The following is a 15,154-nucleotide window of genomic DNA, read 5'->3' on the forward strand; positions in this document are numbered from 1 at the left end:
TTTTTTTTACCTTCGGATTGCTCCGTGCTTTCGCACTCCCGCAATCCTACCCGCAATTCGGATATCACATGGCTTTCGCCATGCTTTTATCCTCATTGCGGGGCAGGTCATGAAGTCATGCCGTCACCCTTGTGCAAGCACAGTGTGACGGCATGACTTATGACCTTGGTAAAAAAAAATCTCCAATTTTTCAAAAACTGAAAAATCAGAGAAGACGGGATATCCCGCGTTACCACTTCTGTTCGCTTCTGCCTCACGACAGCAGCCTTACCGGGTGCATGTAACACCTCCCGCTGTAAAGGGCGGTCCCTTCATGACCTAACCTCGCGGCTCAGCCATCCCACTCCGAAGCCATCTTCCATCTTCCTTCATCTGTTCCTCTCAGCCTGCCGGAACTTCTCTGTAAAATGTACGGAAAATGTACTCTCTTCTTCACTGTGTTTGCTCATATGATTAACATATTTCCAATACATGAAATCGTAGCATAATCAGCGTGCCTATGTCAAGTCATTGAGACGATTAACGATTAAAAAGGTTAAAAGATATTCTCCCCTTCCTCTGCATATACTCTAGTAATAATGTCTTCCTTCCGAAAGGTTTCTTATGTTCCGACAACTATTCCGTAAACGTTTCTATTTCTTTATTCCCATTATAATTATTACCGCATGGCTCGCGCTGCATTTATTGCCTGCATCCCTGTCTCAATTGCTGCCGCAGTCCCTGTCTTTTTCCGCTCCGGTCAAGACCGCAAATTCCAAATTTCGCACTTACACGCATGAGCTGTTCCGGCAGGAATTATCCGGTAACACGCTTTCGCTGCATTATACTTTAAAAAATCCGTCCGCTTACGGCATACAGGAAGAGGACATATCGCTTGGCTCTTACAATATCGATCCGGAAGCGTCCTGTGCCGCCGCGGAAAATGCACTTTCCCGCCTACATACTTTTAATCGCAGAAAATTATCCTCTGAAAATCAGATTACTTACGACATTTTGCAATATTCCTTCCAATCCGCAAAACAAAATGCCAATTACCAGTGGTATGAAGAACCGCTGTCCTCGCTGACCGGTGTGCAGGCACAGTTTCCGGTTCTGCTGTCTGAATATCAGTTTCACACGCGTGATGATATCGAAACTTATTTTAAATTGCTCGCCGAAACTCCGGCGTATTTCGACTCATTAATACAATTTGAAACGAACAAAGCAAAACGCGGATTATTCATGTCTGACTCACAGGTGCAGGCGATCATAAAAGAATGTGAGTCATTTTTAAATTTACAGGAAAATAATTATCTTTACTCAACATTCCAGGCACGGATTTCCAAGCTGTCTCTCTCGAAAAAAGAGCGGATCAAGTGCATACAGAAAAATGAATCCGGGCTAAAAAAATATGTTTTTCCCGCCTACCAGAATCTGATCAAAGGTCTGCAAAATCTGCTTGGAAATGGAAAATACACAGGTGGTCTCTGCCAGTACCCGGGCGGTGCCGGTTATTATGAACATCTCGTTGCCGAAGAAACCGGTTCTTCCCGCAGCATTTCCGAATTAAAAAGCCTGATCATCCGCCAGATGAGAGAAGATCTTGCCGGGCTGAAAAAATATTATATTTCCAATTCATCCCCGTCTTCCGATCTCTACAAAACGCAGGGGACAAAACTTTCCGACACCAACCCGCACTCCATTCTCGCTTCTTTGCAGCAGAAAATTAAAAAGGATTTTCCGAAAGCAGCCAAAACCGAGATTACGATCAAATATGTAGATAAAGAAATGGAGGAATATTTAAGCCCGGCTTTTTATATGATTCCTGCCATTGACGATACAAAAAATAATACAATTTATCTGAACCGCGGGCATCTGCCGGATGACCTGTCCCTTTACACCACGCTGGCGCATGAAGGCTATCCCGGTCATCTCTACCAGACGACTTATTTTGCCGCCAGAAAACCAGATCCTATCCGCACAATTTTCAGCTTCGGCGGCTACACCGAAGGCTGGGCGACCTACTGCGAAATGCTGAGCTACTACTATGCGCCTGTCGATAAAACGTATGCAGCCATGGCGCAAAAAAATACTTCTCTCATTTTAGGTCTCTACAGCCTTGCCGACATCGGTATCCACCACGAAGGATGGGGACTTTCGGAGACAACAACATTTTTCCGGAGCCACGGCATTACCGACACCGATTCCATCCGGGAAATTTATGACCTCATCATTTCCGATCCAGCGAATTATCTGAAATACTATGTCGGTTTTCTGGAATTTCTGGAATTAAAAAAAGCTGCCGTCGAGAAATGGGATTCTCACTTCTCGCAGCAACGTTTTCATAAAGCGGTATTGGATATCGGACCTGCGCCGTTTGAGATTTTGCGTGGTTTTACATTATCAGCCAACAATTAATCTAATCTGGCAGGGGATTTTACTCCATTGTAAAATCCCCTTGCATTGATCTCAACAATCCAGTTTAAACCGTATGTCATTCTGTGTGAAATTTTTCCGTCCATCGTTCTTCATCTGAACATAGTTCTTCTTATCCATAATAAAAATCATCCTGATTGACTCGCAGTTTCTTAATCTTGAAACACCGCGGATAGTCTTTAAATCCTTGTACCTGTGAACGATATTTCTTCATCACCTGCTGCGCTTTCTTCCAGCTTCCGAAGTAACCTATCACTTTAATCTCTACACCTCTCACATGTGTCAACTGATATACATACATAAATCATCACTCCATCTCATTAAGCCTAATTGCTTTTAAATTCATATCCGAAATTCCATAAGTTTCCTGTAAATGTTTCTTCATTTCTACTACAACGTTTGAAACTCTGTTTTTGTTACAATTTTTTATAATTTTATTGAAAAAATTGTAAAAAATACCGCTCCTACTGCTCTACTATAAGTAACAATCGGAAACGGTATTTCGTGACACTTTTTTATAAATTTTTTTAATTTTGTTTAATATTCCTCGATATTGACTTCCTTCGTGGTCGTCACATCATAAGGCAGGATCGAATCGGCGAATTTCGTAAATTTCTCCGCCGCATCACTGACATAGAACTCATAAGACGCTTCTCCTTCAGACGGATTCGCCATTCCGCTCTCTGCCAGCACTTTCTTAAGATCCATGGCTGTCTCATATGCCGGATTGACAATATGTACGCTCTCTCCGAAATATTCCCGGATGCTGGAGCGCAGAAGCGGATAGTGAGTACAGCCTAAGATCATCGTATCAATATCTGTTTTCTTCATCTCAGACAGGTAAATGTCGATGACTTCTTTTGTAATGCTGTGTTTTGCAAATCCCTCTTCTACCAGCGGTACGAACAGCGGGCATGGTTTCCCGATAACCTTGATATCCGGATTCAGTTTATGGATCTCTTTGTTATAGGTCTCGCTTCGGATCGTCGCTTCGGTTCCGACGATTCCGATGCAGTTATTTCTTGTCTCCTGCACAGCAGCTCTCGCTCCCGGAACAATTACGCCGAGAATTGGAAGATCTGTTTCTTTCTGCACAGTTTCCAACGCAAGCGCACTTGCTGTGTTGCAGGCGATTACAACTGCCTTTACATTTTTCGTCTTTAAGAAACGGATGATCTGTCTGGAAAACCGGATAATGTTATCCTTGGATTTACTTCCGTATGGCACACGCGCCGTATCTCCGAAATAGACGATATTTTCATTTGGAAGCTGACGCATGATCTCCCGCGCTACCGTCAGCCCGCCGACACCAGAATCAAACACTCCGATCGGTGCTGTATTTGTAATCTCTTGACTCATAATCATACTCCCTTGATTTCATTATATGCTAACTATCATATCACACTCGAGTTCGGATTTCCATACTCAGCGAAAATGTTCGCCACCTGATCACAGGCACTTACTCCTCAACCAACTCATCGAAATCGCACTTCTCAAACTCCTGGATGGAAATGTGCCGTTTATTCGGATTGGCATAGACAAATGTCTTATCGACATTCTCCAGATAATTCTGGATCTTGTCATTCGTAGCACTGATGATCGCCTGAAATCCAAGTCCGCGGATCAGCGAAATACAGCTTGCCACTTTCTCAGCGTCCATCTTGGAAAATGCTTCGTCCAGCACAACGAGACGGATCGTCGGGTTGCGGTGCATTTTCGGAGACAGGTTGATCCGATAGAGCTGTGCAAAGCTGGCGAGAAGTGCCACATACAGCGGGTTCTGCCCTTCTCCGCCGGAGTTTTTCTTGATCATTTTGCTCAAGCCGATTTTCATGTCTTTTTCGCCATGCACGATCTGCTGCATATCGAAGGATAAATACGTTCTGTAATCTGCATATTTGTCCATATTTTTCTTCGCTTCTTCTAGCTCTTCCGGTGTTGCATTCTCCGGCGGCAGGAAAATACTGATCAACTCATCCATCAGATCCGCGTACTGCTCCTCATGCTCCATCGTGAAAAGATTCATCTGATTTTCCATACCATCATCCAGTGACGCCGGATGGATCTGGAGCGAATCATCCATGAACATTTTATAATATTTTCCGTCCGGTCCTTTGTTCTTCGTAATGACAAACTGGTATTTATCTTTACCGAAATCAAGCTTACTGATAATGCGGTTCAGCTCATCCTGTCTTTGATAAGCTTCTCTTATGGCACTGCGGATCTTAAAAATAAAATCGTCTTTGAAATGCTCTACTGCTGCCCTTGCCTGATCTTTTGCTGCATCCTTAAATGTCTCTAATTCTTCACACTGCAGCTCATCCAGCAGTCTGTCATATGCTTCATTGTCTCTGTTTGTCGCAGAAAATGTCCGGTTCGCATAACTTCTGAGATAAGTACTTCTTTCTTCTACCAGCTTCTGATAAGCCTCTTCCCGCTCATCCATCTTCGGATACCGTGAAGCAATCTTCTGTTTCTGTAAATATTCATAATTTTCCGAGCGTCTGCCTGCAAGATATTCCTGAAATTCCTGTTCGTAAGCGTCATCCCATTTGCTCTGTTCCATTTTCTGTTTCTGCACAAGCAGCGCTTCTTCCGCATGGAGACGTTCTTCCTGCAACTGCTGCATTTCCTGCGTCTGCTTCCAGATTGCTTCCTGCACTTCCGTGATCTGTGCCTTCTTTACATCCTGTTTCTTACGGATGTCTTCTTTTTCCTGCTCCCAAGCATCCACAGACGTTTCTTTCATTTGCTGCATCTGTTTTACAAGCTGACTTTTCCGTTTCTCACGCTCTGTAATCTTCTCTGCATCTGCCTGCAAAGTAAGATATTCTTCTGCCGGCTGGGAGAGCATTTCCAACTGCATGGTCTTCTTGATCTCTTCTAATAATTCCTGCAGCGGCATGCGTTCTTCTACCAGTTTCTCACAACGCTCTTCCAGCTGGCGGACACGCTGACGCATACTCGTCTCACCGATGTACGCTCTTCTTGTGTACTGATCCGGATTCATATGCTGCAAACGGAAACTATGATACAATACACAGTCCGGTGTCACACCGATCTTGCAGTTACGGAGCTGTTCTACGGAATCACATTTTTCTACATTTCCAAGGAAGAAATCAATATAATCCTGCACATATGCTTCTTTCGCTTTCACTTCTTTTGCAAGTCCGTTATCTTTGACTGCATAGCCATCCTTGCCTGCGCCTGCCACCACTTTTTCTGTATCGAGAATGGACACGCGGTGGTATTTCTTCCGATCCATCTGTTCATACAGTTCCATCGCTTCTTTTGCATACTTCGGTTCCACGATCAGAAGCAGCTTGTTGTTGCCAAGATAACCTTCGACAGCATTGTGCCATGTCTCGTCTTTCACATCGAGAAGGTCAGCAAGGATCTGCACATTTACAAACTTTCCGCACTTCTCATGTAGGCGGTTGCGCAACTCATATCTTGCTTCCTCCAGCTCTTTCGGATAAGCTTTCTTTCCCTGTTTCAGCTCTTTTAACTCTTCTCTTGCCTCTTTCTCTTCTTTCTTCACTTTGCGGAGCGACATCTGTGCTTCCTGTCTCTGCTCTTCCAGTTCCTCGCGGACTTCGCCAAAGCTCTCCTGCAGACGCTCCAGCTCTTCTGCCATAATCGTTCCTTTTGTAAACTTTTCCATGTCCCAGAGCATCTGGTTGGAAACCACATCCTGCTCTTTCCATGCTTCCAGCCGTTCACTGATCTGCTGCCATTTTCCCTGGCTCGTCTGTAAATGTTCCAGTGTCTCATTTACCGCCGCAAGTTCAGCTTCCAGATTTGCATATCCGCTGTTCGCAATTCTTAAAATAATCTCTTCATACTGTTTCTGCAGTTCAACTTCTTCTTTCTTAAGCAACGATAAAATTGCTTTCTGCTCACCGGTGCCTTCTTTGCGCACTTTTTCCTTATCCATGCAGGCCTGGATCTGTCCTTCCAGCTTCAGCATTTCCAGGCGGTCGATCTGATAAGTACATAAAAGAACTTCTTTTTCTTTCTCCTGAAATGCTTCATATCTGCCATGGATATCCTGCAACTTTTGAATTTCGTTCAATGTCTCCTCGATCTTGCTTCGCATTCTCGCATACTGCATAACGCTTTCCTGCAAGTCTTCTATATGAATATCCTGCTCCATGCAAATATATTCTTTCACAAAATCTTCCAGTTTAATATTCATTTTAAATGGAATCGCACGTTTGAAAAGCCGTGGGAATTTCTCCGCATCCAGTCCGCCAAGATAAATATCATACATCTGGCGGCGGAATCTCTCATTGCTCGGTCCACAGTAAAACTGCTCCGCCGGGAAAGAACGCTGTAAATATTCACGCATTTCCATCGTCGTCAGGCATCTGGATGTGGTACGGTAATTATTATTAAGAAGACCTCCCATGTGCCAGAAAAACAGTCTGCTGATATCATTTGTCGCCGTATCTACGTCAAACACAACACCGATACACTGCTTTTCTTTTGTATCACTCTGCTCTAATTCCAGTACGATCGTGCTGGAAAAATTCTGATTTCTCAGATACTGAAATTCATTGTGTTCATTAATGTTGACCATTCCACGCAAATATTCAATGAGGGAACGGTCGGAATCATCTGCTGCCGCTTTATTAAAAAATCCACGTCCGTCTGTATTTGCATATAATACAATCTGCATCGCGTCAATCACGGTTGATTTTCCACTTCCCGAATGTCCGGTGAAGAAATTGATTCCTTCACTGAATGTCAGTATTTTCTGATCAATGTAATGCCAGTTATTCAGACAGATCTTCGACAGTATTTTGAATGGTTGTTTCGTCTCCAATAGTATCCTCCTCACTGAATGTCTCTAATAATGCCCGCAGGTCATCGCCCAGAAGTACCGTATGAATGCATGGGTAAATGACCAGTCTCGTCTCTTCGTTTAATTCTTCCAGAACATCAAGCGGTTCTATGATCTGGTATTTTTTTAAAAGTGCAATCGTTCTGCGCATTTCGGTCGGTGACGGCAGACCGCGTAGCACGCGGAACTCGCCGGCTTTACCGTTTAATGCGCCAACCGTTGTCACAATGTGGCTGCTCGAAGAAACCGTCTCCATCTGCTCATCGTAAATCAGTTTCAGAACAAGCAGATAAATCGTCGCAAGCCGCGATAATTTCTCACCCCAGAGCTGTTCGCCCTGAATGTAAATCACACCCATATGCGTATTTTCCCGCAAAGTAATTCCTGCCACTTTGAAGTAGGCACGGATAAATTCCAGATGTTTGCTCAACACACGATATTCTCTCACCGGAACCATGCGTCCCTGTCTTTTATCAAATTTCCGCTCCAGAACAAAGGTCTGTCGGTACAGAATCTGGATAACTTCTGTTATTTCTTCCTGCTCTTCCTGCGAAAGTTGTTCAAAATATTCGATCATAAGCGTCTCCTTACAAATTTGAGTGCCGGATATTTATAAGAACCATTTTCAATCTGATCCGGTTCTTCCTCCAGCACCATATATTTACTGTTCTTTCTTGTACTGTAATCGTAAGCAAGAATCAGTTTCTCAAACGCCTCTTCATCCATCAGCGAAATCTTGGAAGCGTTCATTACTTCTCCGTCCATATAAGACTCAATAAATTCCTCAATCTGGCTTCTGCTGTAGCGCATCTGAATCCGGTTTAGCTTGAGTACATCATCTTTATCAAGATCCGGCAGTGCCTGATCCGGCGCCATTTTACTGATAAAATCCGTTCTTGGTCTCCGTCTCTTATACAGCGATTTCTCCGAAAGAATTTCCAAAAGCGAGAGATTCATCCGCTCCCCGGTTTCACGGATCATCGCATCCTGTTCCTGCGCATCCTCCGTTTGGGACATGCGGTTCAAGAGCTGCACGACCAGACCTTTCGTATCCGTCTCACCACTTAACAGATAGTTAAGTCTCGTCACTGTCGCACGCACATATTTCGCATGCTCTTTATCCATATTGGCGATCCGGTGCTCAATGTCATCAAATCCACGCTCGATCTGATCCAGAAGATCCAACACATCATCTTTCGTATCACCCATCTGCGCCGCCCGGGTACGGATCTCTTCTATCCATTCTTCATCTTCCCGCATGTCGCGTAGACATTTTTTAATATCCATCTTATAAATATAGAAGTTATCCGATGTTTTCAAAATGTGGTATTTCTTCTGTACGATTTCTTCCACATATCCATCCAGATGTTCCCGCAGCAGATCTTCATAATTATTCTGCTCCAGAAGTCTTGCAAAAAATTTATCCATATTATGAAGCATATCCTGCAAAGCTTTATTCAGACGCTTCGTGTTGACAAGCGCCGTCCGCAGCATTCCGAGGTTCGCCCTGCTGTCGTTCTTAAAAGAAAATAATGTTGCATACACATTCTGGATATAGATTTCCGTGTCCTGCATATCTTCTGAAGACAGCCGCTCAAATGCCTCAATAAAAACAGCCGAATAATCCGGAATGACAATGTTCGTAACCAACGTCTGATAATCTTCAATCCGCTTCAGCCATCCGGTCTTCAAAAGCCAGTTCAGAATCCTCGACGATGGCGTCTCCAGCATATCGAACTCTGTCTCATTTTCCTCCCACTGGAGCTTGAACCGCTTTCTCGCATTCATGTCCCCCAGCACTTGGATACACACTTCCCTCGTCAGGAAATAATTATTATATTGATATTCTTCATTGATGCACAACAGTGCTTCAATATAAATGTCCCGGTTCACCGAACGGAATAAACTCCAGAACGTGTCCGGGATTTCATTTCTTAATTGCATCTGTTTTCTCCATTTTATAATCCAAATCCGTTATTGCCCACAAACCATCTGCAAACAACAACTAAAATCCATCATTTAGTATAAATGTTTCCGGCTTCCATTGCAATGTTCTATTTTTCCTGTCATAATGTATATAATACCAAGGGATAAAAGTGTGTCATCCGTCTGAACTTGTTCAGAGACGGATGACACACTTTGAGACCTGCCACGTTATGAGCATGTAAGAGGAGCGTAAGCTCCACGATATGCGAATAGCGGGGCGGGCGCTATGTGCCAGCGACACATGCTTAGCGCCGACCGAAGCGGAGCGTAGACGCGAGAGTACGCAGTACGCAGCAATCCGATGGGATTATATATAAGTGTGCAAAAGGCGGTATCCATCTGAACTTGTTCAGAGACGGATGACACACTTTGAGACCTGCCACGTACGTTATAAAATGGAGGAACAGACATGGCTGAAACAATCATGAAAGAAACAACCGAAGAGCAAAAGAATAACACCACTGAAAATGTAGTAACTCCTTTTGAGAAAAATACAGGAAATGAAAATGCTACAAAAGAAACTGAGGAGAAAACTTCTGCTGCTGAAAATTCAGATTCCGTTAAGACAGATTCCATGAAAAATGATTCTGTAAATGCAAACACTACAAATGCAGACACTACAAATGCAGACACTGCAAATGCAGATACTACAAATACAAACACTACAAATGCAGACTCTATAAATGCAGACTCTATAAATTCAGACACTACAGGATCAGCTCATTATCGCACGATTGACGATCCTTCCGATAATTTTTCCAGAGATCAGTGGATTCTTTCCCACATCAAAGACGAGGATCTGATGGAATATCTCCGGTTAGAACAGCATCGCATGGAACTTTTACAACAGGCAAAAGAGAAACGCGAAAAACGCATTTTCACACTGGTTCAGCTTTTACTTTCACTTGCCGCTGTCATTGCAGTTACTTATCTTTTAAAAGACAATCCGACAATCCTTTTAAGCATCCTTTATATTGTCGGCATTATTGGCGCTTTCTGGATCATGAAGAATCCAAAAGATAAGAGCGATCGTAAAAATAAAGATACTAAATAGCTATCTGTTTCATATTTATTTTGTATTTAACTTAAAATCAATTTTACTATATGATCCGGTCTGGAATTTCCAGGTCGGATTTTGTTATAGCTACGAGGAAAATGCACGCATTTATGCAGGTGCATTTGACGGCCTCTAATCAGAGCGAGATATGAAAAAGCGTATCTCGTCTCTGTCAATAATCACAACATCGCTCCCGCAAGTATCACACTTGCTGCAAGACCGGCGAAAGTTGCAAGCAATGCACCAGTCAGTGTGTACCTCGTCTTTGTAACTTTTGCTGTCATATAATACACACTCATTGTATAGAAAATCGTTTCGGTACTTGCCATGCTGATGGACGCAATTAATCCGTTTCTCGAATCTGTCCCAAATTCCTTATAAATATCTAATAGCAAACCGGTTGCTGCCGAAGAAGAAAACATCTTTACAACTGTAAGCGGCACCAATTCGCCCGGAAAGCCAATCCATTTCGTAAACTTTCCGATTTCTTTCGACAGACAAGTCAGCAAGCCTGAAGCCCTCAAGATTCCGACTGCCACCATAAGTCCTACCATTGTCGGTATGATTTTCGCCACAGTCAGAAAACCGCTTTTCGCGCCTTTTACAAATACATCATAAACCGCAACCTGCTGCAGGATTCCATAGCATAAAATTCCAAGAATGATCATCGGAATCAGCAGATCCGACACGATAAGAAACCATTTCATTTCCAGATTCTCCATTTAGCATATATTTTTGTTCTTTCTAATCAAAATGTCAAAAAACAACAGCTATGATACTTGCATATCGTTCCTTTTTTACTCCCCTAATCCTATACCAATATTTCTATACTATTACTGTATGGCTGTTTTTCTTTATAAATTCTTATTTTTTTATTCCGGAATACTTTTTTATTCTATTCACACTTTGTTGCAAATATCTCCTTTATCTTAAGCATAACTTTTTCCTTTCTTTCATAAAATACTTTAAGTTTGTAATAAAAAATACTTTCGAGGTATCCTATGTTAAATCTTCTCTGGGCAGGCATGATCATTGCAGGTATTTTCTTCGCCGCATTCACCGGGCAGATTCCGGAAGTAACAAAAGCGGCGCTGGATTCTTCTAAAGAAGCAGTGACGCTTTGCATCACAATTTCAGGAGTTATGGCTTTTTGGACCGGAATGATGGAAATCGCCCAGAAAGCAGGCATGATCCGGAAACTTTCTGCGAAACTTTTGCCCTTCCTACATTTTTTATTTCCAGAACTACCCTCTTCCCATAAAGCAATACCACATATTTCTACAAATATTATTGCCAACATATTAGGGCTTGGATGGGCTGCGACTCCTGCCGGATTAAATGCCATGCAGGCACTTTCAGATTTGGAAAAGGAACGGCGGTCTGGAAAAGCTCCCGGTCCGGTGCTTCCTCCAGGCACTGCGAGCAAAGAAATGTGTAATTTTCTCATTCTGAACATTTCATCACTACAGCTGATTCCAGTAAATATTATTGCATACCGCAGTCAGTACGGAAGTGTCAATCCTGCTGCCATTACCGGTGCCGGAATTCTTGCGACCAGCGCCAGCACGCTGACCGCTATCTTATATTGTAAATACAAGAATCATCACCCCTATTAGAAAAGCTTCTTTTCATATTGATATGTTAAAAAGTAGCTATACAAATATTTATTTTTCTATATATGAAAAACACATAATAGTCACCAAATACTTTGATTTTCAAATTTTTTTGTTTCAGGGGTTGCTTTTTTTATTTTTTGAGATATAATATGGATATAAATAGATGTAGTATTTAATACTACGTGTCGAACTATCGATTTCTAGGAGGCGGTATTTATGTCAGATACAATACAAAAATATATCAAAGATCCAGGAAGTGCGATCACTCATTTTATCGGAATGTTAATGGCAATTTTTGCAGCTATTCCACTTCTGATCAAAGCAGCAAGAGAGCCTTCCCGCATTTATATTATTTCCATTGCGATTTATGCGGTCAGCCTGATTCTGCTCTATGCAGCCAGCACCACATACCATACATTTAACCGCACGCCGCGGATTAATAAAATTTTGAAAAAAATCGACCATATGATGATTAGTGTCCTGATCGCCGGAAGCTACACTCCGATCTGTCTGCTCGTGCTTGGTGGCAAAACCGGAATCATTTTGCTCTCTATTGTGTGGGGTATTGCGATCGCCGGAATCATCATCAAGGCTTTCTGGATCAACTGCCCGAAGTGGGTATCTTCCGTTCTGTATATCGGCATGGGCTGGACCTGCGTACTTGCATTTACACAACTTCTTAACTCCATGTCACAGGCAGCTTTCGGATGGCTCCTTGCAGGTGGTATCATTTACACTGTCGGCGGCGTGATCTACGCACTGAAACTGCCGATTTTCAACCGCCGTCATAAGAATTTCGGAAGTCATGAGATCTTCCACTTATTCGTTATGGGTGGAAGCTTCTGCCACTTCATCGTTATGTACAACTTTGTTCTCCGTTAATTGAAATGTAGCGAGCAGAAGCTCTTTCTTCTTCCGCGGCAGTTGTTTGATCTCATACTCCCGTCGCATAGCTTCAGATTTTGTCTGGAATGTCTCATAATAAACCAGCTCAACTGGGCGCCGGTACTTCGTGTACTTGGCGCCCTTTCCTTCGTTATGCATTTTCACACGCTTTTCCACATCGTTCGTCCAGCCTGTGTATAACGTGCCATCCGCACATTTTAAAATATATGTATAATTCATTTTCCACACATCTTTCCACATCTTATCTACATCACAGTATAACTTATCCACGATATCCCGTCCAGTTACGAAAAAGGGACAGGGACTTTCGAATAGGGGACGGGGATTTTCTAGAAAATCCCCGTCCCCTATTCGACTAAGAACTCAATCGGATTGACCGGCTGCCCATTTTTCCGCATTTCAAAATAAACATTGCTGCCTTCTGCGCTGTAGTATTTGGTCGGTTCACTAACATAACCGAGTGTTGTTTTTGCCGTAACCGACTGCCCGGTCTTCACCGGCACTTCCTTGAGTTGTCCATAAATCAGCTCATAGCCGTTACCAATATCAACGGTTACGGTTGTTCCGGTCTGTGCAGTTTTGTCAATCGATTTTACGACGCCTGTTGTTGCTGCTATGACTTGATCTCCGACTTCTGCGGAGAAAATAACTGCCGGATTGTATTTGTACTGATCCAATGTCTTAAAGTACACGGTTTTATCCATGCTGTAGTTCATCAGGATGCTGCCGTCTACCGGCCAGAGCAGTTCACTCTTCCCGTCAAATCCGGATATTGCCCGACTTCCGGTTGTTTGTGTTTCTCCGGCTGTTGTTCCATCTGAATCATTTTCATTATCAGATGTACTTTCTCCGGCTCCTGTATTTTTATCGTTATTATCCGGTTCTTCTGTATTCGGGACGTTATCTAACGGTGTGTTTCCTTCGCCTTTTTCTTCTGCACTCTTTTCCGGTTCGTTCACAATCTTGTCCGTTCCGGCTTCTTTCTTCTCTTGTTCCATTTTTGCCTGCAACTGTTCTTTCTGCGCCTGTTTGTAGTCTTTAAATGTATATGTTCCTACTATTGCGATAGCTGCCACAAAGCACAAAACGGCTGCAACGGCAGGCCCTCGTTTTCTTTTTTTCGGCCCTGGTCTCTTTTTTTGCTCTTGATTCATCTAATCACCACCTCTGACTTTATTTTTGCCAGCGCATGGTAACCTTATTCACATAGTTTATTCATTTTCTAAATTTTATATTATCACCTACTTTCCCACCTGATTTTTACGTCCTCCTTCCCCTTGTACGATCTCCGCAACCTCCCGGATTTTCGTCTTTTTATAAAAATAACCGAGTATCTCCTTATAAGTTTTCCCCTTTTTCGCCATTTCATTTGCCGTATACTGGCTCATTCCGTATCCATGTCCGACACCGCATGTGATAATGCGCAGTTTTCCAGCGTATTTTTGTAAAATAAAACTCGACGACGCCAAATGATATTTCTCCCGGAACGCTTCACCGCTCATTATTTCTTCCCCAACCCGCACTTTTTTCACATATCCGGCGCTATCGAGTGCAGTCACTTTTGCATCTAATTTTTTCTCCATTGTTGTCTGGATCTGCCATTCATTTTCCAGATCTTTCGGACAGGTCACTTTTTTGAGATAAGGATATTCTTCACCCAGCGACTCTATTGCATCCCTTGTACTTCCGTTTGTCAGCCTGCAAAATGGTGCATACGCCGGTTTTCCTTTCCATGTCAGGATCTCGCCATCCGTCTCCTCCCACGCTTTTTTTAATTTATTATAGTAGGAATAATATTTATTGCTTCCCCACAACTGTTTTTTCTGTGCATCGGTCAGATAACTCTGCTCAAGTACAGTATCACTTCCGTCGTGGTTCATTCTCTTGCAGATTGCGGTACGCACAAGTACTGCCTGCGCTTTCCATGCTTCTTTTCTGTATGAACCGGGCATTTCTTTCGCCATGACACTAATTCCGTAATCTTCTAAGGGCATTTCTATAATTTTCTTACTACCTCTCAAATTACTATTATTTCCATTTTTCTCTTTTGATCCACTGTTCTTCACACTATCGTCATCCACATCTCTACCTCCCGAACCATCTCTATTTTTCGAGCCACCGCCATTCTCATCCCCATCTGCTATATCTGCACCGTTTTCCGAGCCATCTCCCGACTCACTACTCTCCACCCGCACATACGTCTCATCCACTTCCACGCTTCCTCCCCGCCCGGAGCCATTTAAAAATGCTGTCACAAAATACGGCACACAGATCAGTATCGCCAGATAACACACTGCTTTTTTCAAATATCTATGCATACAAAAAGCC

13 protein-coding genes are annotated in these 15,154 nt (G+C 43.0%); 4 read left to right on the top strand and 9 right to left on the bottom strand.

The genetic code is table 11. The features are described 5' to 3' along the window. The first annotated feature begins 603 nt into the window (after nucleotides 1-603). Nucleotides 604-2,397, top strand: a complete 1,794-nt coding sequence (locus DW125_RS09205; RefSeq protein ID WP_117537940.1) for a DUF885 domain-containing protein — start codon at nucleotides 604-606, stop codon at nucleotides 2,395-2,397. Between the two features lie 130 nt (nucleotides 2,398-2,527). Here DW125_RS09205 and DW125_RS09210 read toward each other — a convergent pair whose 3' ends face one another. The 5 genes from DW125_RS09210 to DW125_RS09230 form a co-directional block, all read right to left on the bottom strand. Continuing rightward, entirely contained in the window at nucleotides 2,528-2,716 is a 189-nt protein-coding gene (locus DW125_RS09210; protein ID WP_117537941.1) for a DUF7336 domain-containing protein, read from the bottom strand. A gap of 236 nt (nucleotides 2,717-2,952) precedes the next feature. Next, nucleotides 2,953-3,774 (bottom strand): glutamate racemase, encoded by an 822-nt coding sequence (murI, locus tag DW125_RS09215; RefSeq protein WP_021860583.1) that lies wholly within the window; start codon nucleotides 3,772-3,774, stop codon nucleotides 2,953-2,955. 100 nt (nucleotides 3,775-3,874) lie between these two features. Beyond that, on the bottom strand, nucleotides 3,875-7,243 hold the full coding sequence (locus tag DW125_RS09220; RefSeq protein WP_117537942.1) for an ATP-binding protein: 3,369 nt from the start codon (nucleotides 7,241-7,243) through the stop codon (nucleotides 3,875-3,877). Further along, complete coding sequence (locus DW125_RS09225; protein WP_117537943.1) at nucleotides 7,194-7,838, bottom strand: DUF4194 domain-containing protein; 645 nt, start codon at nucleotides 7,836-7,838, stop codon at nucleotides 7,194-7,196. The genes DW125_RS09220 and DW125_RS09225 overlap by 50 nt, the downstream gene beginning before the upstream one ends. Continuing rightward, nucleotides 7,835-9,205, bottom strand: a complete 1,371-nt coding sequence (locus tag DW125_RS09230) for a Wadjet anti-phage system protein JetA family protein (protein WP_117537944.1) — start codon at nucleotides 9,203-9,205, stop codon at nucleotides 7,835-7,837. The genes DW125_RS09225 and DW125_RS09230 overlap by 4 nt, the downstream gene beginning before the upstream one ends. Before the next feature lie 451 nt (nucleotides 9,206-9,656). On the opposite strand from DW125_RS09230, the gene DW125_RS09235 reads away from it, so the two are divergent. Continuing rightward, nucleotides 9,657-10,301: a hypothetical protein gene (locus DW125_RS09235; protein ID WP_242992943.1), complete on the top strand. Its 645-nt coding sequence runs from the start codon at nucleotides 9,657-9,659 to the stop codon at nucleotides 10,299-10,301. Between the two features lie 182 nt (nucleotides 10,302-10,483). Here the strand turns inward: DW125_RS09235 and DW125_RS09240 are convergent, their stop codons facing one another. After that, complete coding sequence (locus DW125_RS09240; RefSeq protein WP_117537945.1) at nucleotides 10,484-11,011, bottom strand: spore maturation protein; 528 nt, start codon at nucleotides 11,009-11,011, stop codon at nucleotides 10,484-10,486. Nucleotides 11,012-11,305: 294 nt separating this feature from the next. On the opposite strand from DW125_RS09240, the gene DW125_RS09245 reads away from it, so the two are divergent. Both DW125_RS09245 and trhA read left to right on the top strand, forming a co-directional pair. Next, nucleotides 11,306-11,920, top strand: coding sequence for a nucleoside recognition protein (locus DW125_RS09245; RefSeq protein ID WP_117537946.1), 615 nt, complete (start codon nucleotides 11,306-11,308; stop codon nucleotides 11,918-11,920). Nucleotides 11,921-12,136: 216 nt separating this feature from the next. After that, the gene (gene trhA / locus DW125_RS09250) at nucleotides 12,137-12,802 is read left to right on the top strand and encodes a PAQR family membrane homeostasis protein TrhA (protein ID WP_021860576.1); all 666 of its coding nucleotides are present in this window, start codon (nucleotides 12,137-12,139) and stop codon (nucleotides 12,800-12,802) included. Here trhA and DW125_RS09255 read toward each other — a convergent pair. From DW125_RS09255 to DW125_RS09265, 3 genes are all read right to left on the bottom strand, one after another. Continuing rightward, on the bottom strand, nucleotides 12,740-13,045 hold the full coding sequence (locus DW125_RS09255) for a GIY-YIG nuclease family protein (RefSeq protein WP_117537994.1): 306 nt from the start codon (nucleotides 13,043-13,045) through the stop codon (nucleotides 12,740-12,742). The genes trhA and DW125_RS09255 overlap by 63 nt on opposite strands. 128 nt (nucleotides 13,046-13,173) lie before the next feature. Further along, complete coding sequence (locus DW125_RS09260) at nucleotides 13,174-13,980, bottom strand: M23 family metallopeptidase (protein WP_117537947.1); 807 nt, start codon at nucleotides 13,978-13,980, stop codon at nucleotides 13,174-13,176. A gap of 87 nt (nucleotides 13,981-14,067) precedes the next feature. Next, nucleotides 14,068-15,144 (bottom strand): SpoIID/LytB domain-containing protein, encoded by a 1,077-nt coding sequence (locus DW125_RS09265; protein ID WP_117537948.1) that lies wholly within the window; start codon nucleotides 15,142-15,144, stop codon nucleotides 14,068-14,070. Nucleotides 15,145-15,154: the final 10 nt, after the last annotated feature.

This window comes from Dorea sp. AM10-31 (assembly GCF_003435815.1).
Classification (GTDB): domain Bacteria; phylum Bacillota; class Clostridia; order Lachnospirales; family Lachnospiraceae; genus Dorea_D; species Dorea_D hominis.